The organism is Mesomycoplasma ovipneumoniae, assembly GCF_038095995.1.
In the GTDB taxonomy this organism is placed as follows: domain Bacteria; phylum Bacillota_I; class Bacilli_A; order Mycoplasmatales; family Metamycoplasmataceae; genus Mesomycoplasma; species Mesomycoplasma ovipneumoniae_F.
This window is the reverse complement of sequence record NZ_CP146005.1, coordinates 396,441-409,947: the sequence shown is the minus strand read 5'-3', so window position 1 is coordinate 409,947 and position 13,507 is coordinate 396,441. Positions and strand designations below refer to the sequence as shown.

The window sequence follows — 13,507 nt, the reverse complement described above, 5'->3', positions numbered from 1 at the left end:
ACTGATGAATTTCGGTCTTTGACTTTTAGGTTTTCTAAAAGACTTTGTCGGCACACCAGCTCTACTTGTTGGACTTTTTACACTAATTGGTGCTGTTGCAATGCGCAAAAAAGTCTCACAAATTATTGTTAGTTCTTTTAAAGTTAGTGTTGGCTTTATCATTTTAGGTGGCGGTGCTGGTGTTTTAGTTAGCTCGCTCAATTCATTCCAACCACTTTTCCAAAGAGTTTATAATCTAAGCGGTGTTATTCCAAATAATGACGCTTTTGCAGGCGCACTCGCCCAGAGTTTGCCAAGTATTGCAACTTTAGGATCGCTAATTATGGTCATTGCAATGCTTTTAAATATTATTCTTGCAACTTTTTCAAGACTAAAATATGTCTATCTTTCTGGTCATGTTCTTTATTATTCTTCTTTAATGCTGGCGGCTGTTATGTACACTTCTGGCTTTGATTTCCAAAATAGTTCAGCAGATTTTGCAATGGCCCTAATTGCCGGAGCAAGTATTTTAGCCCTTTATATGGTAATCTCGCCTGCTGCTCAACAAAGATATATGCGCCAAATTACCGGCACAAACGAAATTGCCCTCGGCCACACCGGCGGATTTGGCTATGCTCTTTCAGGTCTAATTGGCGAGTCAATTGCCAAAATTTCCAAAAAAACACTGCTCTCAACAGAAGAAATTAAATTTCCCCAGTCACTTTATTTTTTTCGAAACACCTTAGTTTCAATATCTCTAACAGTTTTTCTTTTTTACATTTTTGCCTTTTTGCCAGCAGGAATTCTTTATGAATTAGGAAGGTTTGATCCAGCTGCCGATGCTAATGTAATTGAAATTTTATCTTCAAAAAACTGAGTTGTAACTATGATAATTTCGGCTTTTACTTTTACTGCCGGAGTTGAAATTATTCTTGCCGGAGTTAGATTATTTGTTGGCGAATTAGTGCCGATGTTTAAAGGTTTTTCGGACAAATTGATTAAAAATGCCAAAGTCGCTGTTGACTGTCCGGTAGTTTTTCCCTACGCACCAAATGCAATTATTATTGGCTTTATTTCCTCTTTTTTAGCAGGAATAATCGGACTTTTTATTACATTAGGGCTTGGCTATGCAGCACTAATTCCGGCAATAATCCTTCCAGGACTAGTTCCACATTTCTTTTTAGGGGCAACTTCTGGTGTTTTTGGCAACGTAAAAGGTGGAATTTGGGGCGCTATTATCGGACCTTTTGTTGGCGGACTGATTATTACATTTATTCCGGTATTTTTTGCCCTTGGAAATTGAACACCGCTTGAGACTAACTCACTTGGTGATTTAATTACCGCCGGCGGAGCCACAAAACAATCCTTAATTAGTCTAAACTGAGGCGATACAGACTATTTTATTGGCTATATTCCCGGAATTCTTGGCTTTATTCCTAAAGTTGGAAAATATGTAATTTTAGGCTTTGGCATTTTAGTTTACTTGATTTTTATTATCGACGGAGTTATTAAAAAATACCATGGAAAACGAGCAAAAACTGCCTAATTTAAAGCTTTTTTTAGCAACAATGCGGGCAGTCGCCCTTGATTCAATTAATAATGCTGGCGGTGGTCATATTGGAATGGCCCTTGGAGCAAGTGAAATTTTTTATAGCCTAGTTGGTCAAAATTTAAATTTTAGCCCGCTAAATCCAAAGTGAATTAATCGCGATCGCTTTGTTTTATCAGCCGGGCATGGTTCAATGGGGCTTTACTCACTTTATCATTTAATGGGCTTAATTTCGCTTGAAGATATTAAAAATCATAAACAACTTGAGTCAAAAACACCTTCGCATCCCGAGGTTGACAAATTAGAATATATCGATGCCTCAACTGGGCCGCTTGGCCAAGGAGTGGCAATGGCTGTCGGAATGGCCTTAGCCCAAACAAGACTGGCCCAAAAATTCAATCAACCCGACTTAAAAATTATTGACCATTTTACTTATGTCTTATGTGGCGATGGCGATTTTCAAGAAGGTGTTGCCTTAGAAGCACTCAGTTTTGCCGGCACAAATAAACTGTCAAAATTAATAATTGTCCACGATTTTAATAACATTCAAATTGATACAACCGCTAGTTTTGTTAATAATCTTGATTTTGCCAGTTTTTTCAAATCAATTGGCTTTGATGCGATTATTTTAAAAGATAATCAAGTTGAAAATATCAATTTTGCCCTTGAAAAAGCAAGAAAATCTGACAGACCTGTTTATATTCAAGTTCCAACTATTATTGCCTTTGGAACAGAATTTGCCAATTCAACCAAAGGGCATCATGGATCAGTCAGTGCTAAAAAAACCTATGAATTTAAAGCTAATTTGGGGTTGAAAAATCTAGAGCCTTTTGACTACGACAAAAAAGTCTATGAAATAGGGGCTGATTTATTAGTGCCAAAAAATCAAAAATATCTTGAGTGACAAAAAAATTTTACTGTTTACAAACAAAAATATCCACTTCTTGGCCAACGATTTGAAAACTTCCTTAAAAACAAAGAACTTTTTAATTTAGAAGGACTGACTTTTGCTAAAAATAACTTAGCAATCCGCGATTATGTTGAGCAAATTATCCAAAAAATTGACAACACTGACTTACTTATTTTAGGTGGGTCTGCTGACCTAGGGGTTGCAACTAAAACTAAATTTAGCGGCCAAAAACTAATTAACTACGGAATTCGTGAGTTTGCAATGGCTGCAATTAACAACGGAATTTCACTTTATGCTAATTTTTATACAATTTGTTCGACTTTTTTAGTTTTTAGTGACTATGCAAAAGCCGCACTAAGGCTTGCAAGTTTAATGAACCTGTGTCCAATTTACATTTTTTCGCATGACTCATATCAAGTCGGCGGCGATGGGCCGACCCATCAACCTGTTGAACAACTAGCAATGCTAAGATCAATTCCAAATTTTTTAGTAATTCGGCCTTGTGATCAGTTTGAAACAATTTTTGCCTTTAATTACGCCCTAAATTCCAAAAAACAACCAACTGCAATTATTACAACAAGACAACCCTTAGAATCTTACAACAAAAATCCTGAAAAAATTGACTCAGCTTACTATATTTACAAAACTGAATCAGCTAAAATAAATATACTAGCTTCTGGCTCTGAGGTTCAGCTAGCCAAAAAACTAATTGATAAATTAGGGCAAAGTCAAATTTTTGCTAATTTGATTTCAGTTCCAATTTTACAAAATTTAGTTGAAAATCCACTGTTAATTAAAAAATTAGAATTAGAAAAGTTGCCTATTTTTGCCATTGAAGCTTCAAATGATCCTTTGTGATTTAAATTAGCTACTGTCCAAAAATTTTCTGGACATTTTGCCAGTGGCTTTGGCGAGTCAGCACCAGGAGACGTTGTTTATGAATTAAAAGGTTTTAATGTTGATTATTTATTTGAAAAAGTTTTAAAATTTTTAGAAAATAAGTAAAATTAAAATCAACATAAAAAAACTGGTTTCATAAAACTCTCTAAAGTTAGATTAATATTAGAAATTCAGACAGGTTAACTAATGCCTGTCTGAATTTTATTCTGACTAATCAAAACAAAAAAATACTGAAATTTAAACCAAAATATTCTTGTTTTGCTTATATTTTATTAGCTTATAAATTGAAACTATAAGCACACAAATTTCTCCTGAGTTTGCCGGTTTGATGGCAAAAATTCACATTTTAGTGAATAAAAATATTCAAAAATACCCGTAAATCCGTCTTTTTTGAGGCAAAGTCTTAATTTTTATTAGTTTAAAATTAACCCTTTATAAAAAAAAAAAAAATGCTTGGTCTAAAATAAAATTATGTTATAATAAAATTCAATTAAGAATAAATTAATAAATTTTGTATTGAATTAAGGGGGAATTAGTTATGTTTTTGCCATAAAAAAATCAGCCAGTGCAAATTATCCATTATATTTTTAAATATGATGGAATGCCTTAAATTTAACCGTTTAGAAATCTACAAATTTAGGGCTTTTAGTTATTGTTCTTTCAAAACTTCATATATTTTTTTAGGCTCAATGTAAGTAAAAACGAGTTTTCTATTTACATTGAGTTTAAATAGTAGTTGTATTTTTTATGATTTTTGCCAGTTGGTTTTTAAGACTAAACAAGTCTTTTAAGTTTTGTAAAGTTGAACTTAAGTTAATTTCCTTAGTGGAAATTTCAAATTTTTTGACTAATTGGTCAATATCAGTTTTGTCGCTGCTAATATCGCGAATAGGCATAATAAGACCTAAATGCGAATTAGGGAAAGCTTTTTTTCCTAAAAACGCAACAAGTGCAGAGTCAACTTTACCAGAAATACCAAAAATCACGCCTTTTTTATTTGTTTTTTTAGTCTTGGCAATTCATTTTATAATATAATTTATATAATTATTTATTTGTACATTATTTTTCATAATTAGAATAATTTCTTGTATGATTATAGTGCAAAATAAATTTTTTAGTATAAAATTTCATATAAAATATACAATTTTTCCAGGAGGATATAGATGGCTTATCAAAATGATGCCGCTCAATTATTAAGATCAACTAAATCATGAGCAAAAATATTATTAATTATTCGTATAGTTAAATTTGCTTTAGGTCTTATAACACTTATTGTATTTATTGCTGGATTTTTTGGTGCTGTAGGTCAGGCCAGCACCGACCCAAAAAATATTGAAAAAGCAGTTTCAACACTTTTAGAATCAGCCTCGGCTACAGCTGTAATGCTTATTTTTTGGGTTATATTATCATTTGCTTTCTGAATTTTATTAATTATTTCCCCTTTTAAATTAAAAGATCTACCAGCGCGAATGAACCTAAAAAACGCTCACTTTATTTCAAAGTTTAAGCGAATTTTCGTACTTTCTATTGTTGCAATTTTTATTCCTTTCATTAATATAATTTATCTTATTATGCTTAGATCATTTATTTCAAACTCAGAAAAAGAAATTATTGAAGATTCTCTTGATTAATTTTTTGTAGTACATAAGACAAAAAATTTTTTTAAAATTAAAATAAAAAGGTGAAATTTCACCTTTTTATTTTAATTGAATAATATTGGAAATTATTTATGTCTTATTAAATTTAAAGATTCAAGATATTTTACTACTTCACCTTCGGTATCAAATTGCAAGGCTTCATTTGCAATTTTTACCATTTGTTCGTAATTTAGGTCAGAAATTAGTTTCTTTACTTTTAAAACACTACTTGTTGAAACTGAAAATTCATCAAGACCAAGACCTAATAAAAGTGGAACAGCATTGATATCACCGGCCATTTCACCGCACATTCCAATTCATTTTCCGTGTTTATGAGCAGCATCAATTGCCATTTTGATTAATTTTAAAAGTCCAGGGTTTAAAGTTTGGTATAAATAGGCAACTTTTTCATTCATTCTATCAGCGGCAAAGGAATATTGGATTAAATCGTTAGTTCCAATTGAGAAAAAGTCAACATATTTTGCAAATTGATCAGCATGAATTGCTGAAATTGGAATTTCAATCATAATTCCAATTTTAATGTCTTCACGTTTTGCAACTTTTGGATTTTCTTGACTAACTTCTTGATAAACTTGCTCAAAAATTGCTTTTGCGGCAAAAAATTCATCAAGAGTTGCAACCATTGGAAACATAATTGCTAAATTTCCAAATTCAGATGCCCGAACTAATGCCCGAAGTTGAGTTTTAAAAATATCGGTTTTGTCAAGTGACAATCGAATTGCACGATATCCTAAAAAAGGATTCATTTCTTTTGCAAAATCAAAGTATTTTAAGGTTTTATCACCACCAATATCAAGCGTTCTGACAACAACTTTTTTAGGATTTTGACTTTCAAGTACGGCTTTATAGCTAAAAAACTGCTCATCTTCAGTTGGCCAATTTTGGTTATCCATATATAAAAATTCAGAACGGAAAAGACCAATTTCATCAGCATTTACTTTTTTGGCAGCATATGAATCATCAACTGAACCAATATTTGCAGCAATTACAACTTTTTTTCCGTCAGCACTTTTTGATTCTTTATTTAAATAGTCTTGAAGTTTTGCTTTTTCATTTTCGTATTCTTGTTTTAAAATTTCAAATTCTTTAATTTCACTTTCACTTGGGTTAAGAATTCCTTGCCCAAGATCACCGTTAATTGCTAAAATATCACCAGCTTCAGCCTTTTCAAGGATATCGCCAATACCTAAAATTGCCGGAATTTCCAGACTTCTAGCCATTATTGCAGAGTGAGATGTTTTTGAACCAATATTTGTGGCAAAACCTTTAACATATTCATTTAATTGAGCAGTATCAGAAGGCTTTAAATCATCAGCAACAATAATTACATCTTCATCAATCGCGCTAAGATCAATTATTTCCAAATTTAGGATGTTTTTTATTATTCTTTGTGAAGCATCTTTAATATCAACCGCTCTACCCATTAAATATTCATCACCAGTTTCAAGTAAAAAATTAGTATGATTTTTGGCTGTTTCTTTTAAGGAATATGCGGCTGAATATCCACTTTTTATCAGATTTATTGTATCATCTTCCAAAACCGGATCAGTTGCAATTAAAATATGAGCATCAAGAATTTCAAGTTCATCTTGATTAAGTTTAGTTGCTAATTTTTTAATTTTTTCAATTTGTTCGACAGATTTTCGCACTCCGTCTTGAAAAATTTTGATTTCAGCATCAATATCAGTTATTTTTGCATCACTAATTTCAATTTTTTGTTCAGTAAGTTTAAAAACTTTTGCTATCGATATTCCGCTAGAAGCACCAATTCCTTTAAATTTATATGAGCGAAATTTTGACATTATAGACCTCCGATTTTAAAAAAATTAATTAAATTATAAAATATTTTGCCTAAAATACAAATAAATAAATCTTATTGACTCAAGAATTTATTAGTTAAGTCTAAAAGTTTATTTTTTTCCCAAATAAATTTAACTAATTTTTCGCGATCTGCTTGAGTTAATTTGATATCTTTTGTTTTAACTTGTCCAAAAATATCAATTTTTACAGGCAGAGAAAAAAAATCATCCCTAATATTATAAAAAGACTCAACTCAGCAATTTAAAAGGTGGAAATTTTGTCTTTGATTTAAAATATCAAGCAAAATTTTGGACAAAATCAGTCCTAGAACTCGACTGTGTGGCGTCTTTCTGATTAAATTTTCAAGTATTTCATTGTTTGTTTGGGCCACATAATCATCAATTTTGTTGATTTTATTAATGGTAGTCTCGTTTTTTTCAATGTTTGAGTCAAGTAAAAATGAATGACCATGGTCGCCTAATACTAAAAATTCATTATCTTTTGTAATGTTTAAATTTAAATCATTAACAAATAAATTTGCATGCATGTTTTCTAAATTAGGACCAATTCCAAATACTTTTTTGCCAATAAGTCCGCTAGCAAAACTAAAAATTTTACATAAAATTGAATTGTTATAACCTAAGACAAAAGCAATTCCGTTAAAATTAGAGTGTCGAACTAAATAACCAATTTTATAAATTTTTTCTGAATTTTCAAGTGCAAGATCAACTAGACTCATTCCAGGAACTAAATTTTGGGCTGGATCAATTATCAAAATATTTGCCTTTTCTAAAGAGCCATAATCTTCCAAAAATACTTTATTTTTGTATCCGCCTTGTTTTATTATTAGATTTAATTCCTTAATAATTTGATTTGTTTTTATAAAATTTTCGTCAATTAGTAAGAAATCAACATCTGTTTTTGCCAAAATTAAGTTATAAATTAAATTTATGCTAGTATTTGTAACTCCGATAATTCCAATGATCATATTTTATCCTTTTGTAAAAAATATTTTTTAACAGTTTGTGGTATAATTACTTAGTATTTAACACAGTCGAGCTTAGACTCTAATTTTAAATTTTCACTATTTTATTATACTATAAATTAGTAGAAAAGTAGAAGAGGTTCGTTTTGCTACAAGTCAGAACAAACATTTTTAGATCAAATCAATATTTTAAATTTTTATTTAAATTAAGTTTTAAAAAGAAAGCAGTATATGTTTTTATTATTCTTTCTTTTTTAACGACAGTAATGTTGTCCTTAATTACAAAATTTTACGCAACTGAAACAAATTTTAGTCTTTTTTCATTTATTACCCTTTTTATAAATCTTTCATTAACAATAATTATATCATCCTATATGTTTTTATCTATTTTTAAAGATTTAGCAACTCAAAGTCTTGATATAATTACTTTCACAAAACCATATTCTCGTCAATATTTTATTGCGACAAAAATCTTATTTTTAACATTTTTTGGACTTATTTGGTCAGTTTTCATTGATTTTTTATTAATAGGATTTTATTTAATTAATTATTCATTTTTTGACCAAGTAAATACACCTTTATTATTTGGATTTTTATCGCCATTTTTTTCATTTACTATTTTTGGCGGAATTACAGTAATTGTTAGTCACAAATTTAGTTCAAAATCATCGCTTGCTATCGCTATTTTTTCATTTGCGCCTTTTATTTTAATTGGCTCAACAACAACTTTTAATTCAACCTCAAGCATTAATAGATTTGCTGAAATTCTCAATTTAGAACATAATGGCTATGATTCAAAAACAATTGCTGATGTCGAAAAATTTTACTTAAACGACAAGCAAGATCGCTTTTTTATAATTCCAAAACAAGTTGACAACCCTAATTTTACCGATCGACAAATAAATTATATTCAACAAGCATGAAATGACTCTTCAGCAGCAGCCCAAATCTGGCAGGTGGCTTCTTATTTATTAATTCCTTATCAATTAATTAATATTTTTGAACCAAAAGACCGTGATGCAATCGAAAATGCTGCCGGAAATCAGGATAGTTTTCTTAAAAATTACATTTATGCAAACAATTTAGAATCAAAAGAAAAAAATTACCTTCTCTCAACAGTCCCTAGTCTTCAAAGATATAAACTTTCAAATAACCAAGAAGTAATTTTAGTTCCCGGAGCTCTTAAAAATGACTCGCATTTTGAAGATCTTGAAAATCGAGAAATAATTTATGCTAATGAAGATGCTTCTAATTTTGATAAAATGCTTCCTCAGGACGCCCAAACTTTTGGACTTACATCTGATCTTGTTGGTAAATTAAAGTGAAATTTAATAAAACAAGTTGTTTCATCTGAAGTTTTTAGCAAATACGCACGCACCTTTTTTGAAGGCTTTACAGAAGAAAATACCCAAAAAGATATTCTTGAAAAAATTTCTGCGGCAATTTCAACTGACAAAGAACTTTTAGATTTAGTTGATGAGCAAAGTGTTGTTCTTGCAAAAAATCCTGACATAACACAAATTGAAAACCAAGTTCAGAAAAAAATATATTTGGCTACCTCATTGATTTATTGACTTTATTTTAATAAACAAAATAGCTTTGTTCTTAATAATTTATTAAAAAATGACAAAAATACTTTTGATCCAGTGCCATTTTTTGTCAAAATTGACCAACAAAATTATCAAATCGGCGGATTTTCATCATTTAGCGCCGAACAAAGACTAGTTGATAATAGAGTGATAAAGAGATTCAATTTAGCAAAAAGCAACAATTATTTATTCCAACCAGTTTTACAAATTATGGAAATAAAATCTAATCATCACGTTGTAATTAAAAATTTTTACCCGCTGATTTGAGCATTTATTTCAATAGTTTTAGTTTATTTTATCTTTCGAATTTATACTAGAAAGGATTATAAATAATGTCAAATTGAGTTTTGGATGTTAAAAATTTAACAAAAATCTACCCTAAATCCGAAAAAGGGGCAAAAAATGTCACTTTTAAGGTTAAAAAAAACACAATTCATGCCTTTATTGGTGAAAATGGAGCGGGAAAAACAACTGTTATTAAGTGTATTGTCGATGCATACCAAAATTTTACAGGAACAATTCTTATTAATAATTTTTCAAATAAACTGCCAGAAGCGAAAAAATTTATTGGTTATGTTCCCGAAAACTCAATTTTTCCACCCGAACTAAATTCATACGAATTTTTGTATGAATTTGGGCTAATGTCAAAAATGAACTCTAAGTTAGTAAAGCAAAGAATTGATTATTATTTAAAGCTCTTAAAAATTGAAGATTTAGCAAAATTAAAACCATTTAACTTTTCTTCAGGTCAAAAAAGAAAAATTATGCTTGTTCAGTCTTTGATTCATGATCCAGAACTAATAATATTTGACGAGCCTTTTTCAAACCTAGACCCTTCAGCGCGAAGTGAATTTTTAGCAATTATTAGAATTTTGCACAAACAAGGGAAAACAATTTTCCTTTCAAGTCATAATTTGCAAGAAATTGATTCTTTAATTGATAGTTTAACACTAATAAATAAGGGAAAAATTTACTACTGTGGTCAAAAAACAGAAAATCTGCAAAAAATGTACCAAAAATATATACTAAACACGGGGACTACTAAATAATGTTAAAGAAAAAATTACTGATTTTAGCTACATTGCCAGCGTCTTTTTTGTTTATTTCTTGCAGCGGAATTTATAATTTTTACGAATCGCAACCAAAACCTGAGAATAAATCATTGCTTACAAATCTTAAATTTCAGGAATTTGTTAATTCAGTTTTTTCTAATAATGAACTTCAAAAAGATGACTATATTTCAAACCAAATTAATCTAAATTTACCAAAATTAACTAGCGAATTAAAATATTCTCTTATTTTTTCAAGACCATATTTTAGATTTTTCAAAGATCAATACACCGAAACACGCGAAAATTCGCGCTTTACAATCCATTCATATCTATCAAAAAATTGACTATTTTTACTTGAAAATATTGACAAATTATCTTTTATTTTCAATCCTTACACCGGTCGATTTGTAAAAAATGCTAATGAAGAAAAAATAAATTTGCTAAAAGATACCAAAATCAAAATTACAAATAAAAATTTTGATTTTATTAAAATTGATAGAGAAGCTGATCAATTTGATAAAAATAGCGTTTATTATTTAATTTTTGACAAAAATAAATTTATTAGATTTACTGTTTTTGAAACTAATAACGAATTAAAAACAAAACTTGACTATAATATGTTTGTGCTTGAAGATCAAATTGCTGATAATTTTTCTTTTGCAAATGCCATTGAAAATTGAGTAAAATCTGAAGAACAAAAGTATTTCAAAGATAAACTCGAAAGCGCGCGCGAAAATCTAACCGATGATTTTAAAGGAAAAAAGGCCGAATTAGAAGACAAAATCGCTAAATTTAAACGCTCAAGCGGGCAATCACTTGATTCTGAAGATGAAGAGGACGAAGATGGAGGAGGGAATTTTTGTAGCATTAATAATTTAGAAGCATGTTCAGAAGATGCAAAAGCCTTCTTACTAAAAAGTCTAACTCGTCGAGGATTTGGTAGAACGCGACGAAACGTTAGTGTCACAAATTTCCAAGACGTAGATAGTAATTCTAATCAAAATAACTCAAGTCAAGAAATTTCCGATCTTAATTTAGAGCTTGCCGAACTTGAAGAAAAGTATAAAAATGATCTTGCAAATCTTGACAACACTGTAAAAAATCAACTATTTAATGAAAAAAATGATCTAACTAGCTCTAATTTTTTCTCAAATATTACTACTGATATTTCTTCATTTAATTCGCCTTATAAATTTCACAAATACAGTTTATATTCAATAGATTTGGAAAAAGGTAGCGATATTGGCACTAAACCTGAAGAATCACCAAAGAAAAATTCAACTTTTATGGACAATTATTCTAAATTTATTGATGAAAAATTGGACATTAAAATAAAAAATGAAACAGCTGAAGAATTCAATAATCGCCGTGTTTTTGAGTTTATTTTTCAAACTATTTGACCAAATAATGAAAATAAAAAAGTCCAATTTTTCAATGCTTACTATGCAAAAGAAAACATTGAAAAATTAGAGTCTAAATGAAAAAAAATTCAAGAAAAATTAAATAATACTGATTCTCAAGATTTTGAAGCCGCAATTGAAGAATATAAAAACTTTGTTGATACAAACTGACTTTTTATTCTTGAAAGACTTGACAAACTTAGACTTGATTTTTATAAATGATACTCATTTCCTGATCAATTTGACGAAGATGGTAGTCTAAAAGTTGCTCATAGTGATGAATTTAAACAGCTTGTTAAAGACCAAGAAGATCTTACAGAACCTTTTTATTATGCAAATAAATATCTTGAGTCAATTTCTGAAGGTGACACATCAAGATTTGTAAGTAATTATAAAGATCTTTATATATTAAAGCAAAACACATTAATAAATTTAAGAGTTGATAATTCAGGCTCAGAGCCAAAAGTAAGTCTAAATCCTTTTGTATATCATTTTCCTAAAACAAAAAATAAAATTTCGGCCAAAGTTCTTACCGAAATTTTCCACCAAGCACTTTATCATGCCTCTCAGGAAGCTTATCATGATTTTGAAAATGATTTTGTAAAAAAATTCCGTTATAATTTGCCTGCGCAAATGTTTTTTAAGGAAAAAGATGAAAAAAAATAAAAAATTACTATTTTCTGTTAACTTATTAACATTTTTATCAGCTGGTTTTTTAGCTAGTTGTGCCCAGCCAACTAATCAGCCAACTAACTATCAAGCTAAATACGAAAAATTTGCAAAAAATGATGTACTTCAGCAAGAAAAAGCTGAGCCTTTTTTAGAAAACAGTATTATCAATCAACTTTTAGATAAAATTTATGAAAATGCTGACTCAAAAGAGCAATTAATAAACCGAATTTTAACAATTGACTCTGATAACTATTTAAACGATTTAGCCTTTAATTTAAGCTTTTATAACACAATAAACAACTCACCAAGTGATTCAATAATTGGTGGCTTTGGAAGAGGCAATTCTAACCCTGTTTTGTTTGAAAAAGCTAAATTTAGTGTTAATGAACTATTTGAAAACAATTGACTTTGACTTTTAAAAAATTTGAATTCTGCTGTTTTTGTTCGCGGTCTGGCAAAAATTGACCAATTTCAGCAACAAAATGATGAACTAAATATCGGTCTCAGAAATGAAGCTTTAAAAAACAGTTTTTATCAACCTAATTCAAATAAATTTATTGACATTGCAATTGTAAAATCGCCAGGCGAAATTGATCCAGAGACAAATATTGAAACTAAAAATTATCAAGTTTTTCTTTTAAATCAAGATAATTTTATTTTTAATATAACTATTAAAAAAGAGCTTAAAAACCAAAAAATGCTTAATTTAGAAGCAACTTTAAGTCCGTGACTCCAAATTTACCCTAAATTTATCGGCCAAAAAACTGAAAAATTCCCACTACAAGAATATGCAAGAATTACTACAAACTACCGAAGTGGCGTTGCAGGTGTTAGCGTTCCTCTTGTTGAAAAGCTAATTTTTGAAGAAAATCTTGGTGGAAATGTTTTATATTATACTCTGGTCGATTTCCAAAAAAAGTAAGTTAGTTTATTAAAAAAATTTTATTTTTTTATTGGTTTTTTTTATTTTCATGTATAATTTTAAATCGATAGATAAAATTAATTTTTAGATT

At 29.4% G+C, this 13,507-nt stretch carries 10 protein-coding genes; 7 read left to right on the top strand and 3 right to left on the bottom strand.

Annotation, left to right across the window (positions count from 1 at the left end; all coding sequences use genetic code 4):
- Window positions 1-4: 4 nt before the first annotated feature.
- Together V3249_RS01650 and V3249_RS01645 are read left to right on the top strand one after the other, a co-directional pair.
- The gene (locus V3249_RS01650; RefSeq protein ID WP_337896693.1) at window positions 5-1,525 is read left to right on the top strand and encodes a PTS ascorbate transporter subunit IIC; all 1,521 of its coding nucleotides are present in this window, start codon (window positions 5-7) and stop codon (window positions 1,523-1,525) included.
- Window positions 1,500-3,443: a transketolase gene (locus V3249_RS01645; protein ID WP_341517625.1), complete on the top strand. Its 1,944-nt coding sequence runs from the start codon at window positions 1,500-1,502 to the stop codon at window positions 3,441-3,443. The genes V3249_RS01650 and V3249_RS01645 overlap by 26 nt, the downstream gene beginning before the upstream one ends.
- A 620-nt stretch (window positions 3,444-4,063) precedes the next feature.
- On the opposite strand, the gene V3249_RS01640 is transcribed toward V3249_RS01645, so the two are convergent.
- Window positions 4,064-4,408, bottom strand: a complete 345-nt coding sequence (locus V3249_RS01640; protein ID WP_303536098.1) for a hypothetical protein — start codon at window positions 4,406-4,408, stop codon at window positions 4,064-4,066.
- 93 nt (window positions 4,409-4,501) lie between these two features.
- On the opposite strand from V3249_RS01640, the gene V3249_RS01635 reads away from it, so the two are divergent.
- A complete protein-coding gene (locus V3249_RS01635; protein ID WP_341517624.1) occupies window positions 4,502-4,969 on the top strand; it encodes a hypothetical protein in 468 nt (155 codons plus the stop codon).
- Between the two features lie 92 nt (window positions 4,970-5,061).
- Here V3249_RS01635 and ptsP read toward each other — a convergent pair whose 3' ends face one another.
- Together ptsP and V3249_RS01625 are read right to left on the bottom strand one after the other, a co-directional pair.
- Window positions 5,062-6,798, bottom strand: a complete 1,737-nt coding sequence (gene ptsP / locus V3249_RS01630) for a phosphoenolpyruvate--protein phosphotransferase (protein ID WP_333503899.1) — start codon at window positions 6,796-6,798, stop codon at window positions 5,062-5,064.
- Between the two features lie 71 nt (window positions 6,799-6,869).
- Window positions 6,870-7,784, bottom strand: a complete 915-nt coding sequence (locus V3249_RS01625; RefSeq protein ID WP_341517623.1) for a lactate dehydrogenase — start codon at window positions 7,782-7,784, stop codon at window positions 6,870-6,872.
- Between the two features lie 263 nt (window positions 7,785-8,047).
- Between V3249_RS01625 and V3249_RS01620 the strand changes: the two genes are divergently transcribed.
- From V3249_RS01620 to V3249_RS01605, 4 genes are read left to right on the top strand one after another with little or no spacing between them, the layout of a single operon-like run.
- Window positions 8,048-9,703, top strand: coding sequence for an ABC transporter permease (locus V3249_RS01620; protein ID WP_341517622.1), 1,656 nt, complete (start codon window positions 8,048-8,050; stop codon window positions 9,701-9,703).
- The gene (locus tag V3249_RS01615) at window positions 9,703-10,419 is read left to right on the top strand and encodes an ABC transporter ATP-binding protein (RefSeq protein WP_341517621.1); all 717 of its coding nucleotides are present in this window, start codon (window positions 9,703-9,705) and stop codon (window positions 10,417-10,419) included. Before V3249_RS01620 ends, V3249_RS01615 begins: the two co-directional genes overlap by 1 nt.
- Entirely contained in the window at window positions 10,419-12,488 is a 2,070-nt protein-coding gene (locus V3249_RS01610; RefSeq protein ID WP_341517620.1) for an aromatic motif membrane protein, read from the top strand. Before V3249_RS01615 ends, V3249_RS01610 begins: the two co-directional genes overlap by 1 nt.
- Window positions 12,475-13,416, top strand: coding sequence for an aromatic motif membrane protein (locus V3249_RS01605; protein ID WP_337896684.1), 942 nt, complete (start codon window positions 12,475-12,477; stop codon window positions 13,414-13,416). The genes V3249_RS01610 and V3249_RS01605 overlap by 14 nt, the downstream gene beginning before the upstream one ends.
- Window positions 13,417-13,507 lie beyond the last annotated feature (91 nt).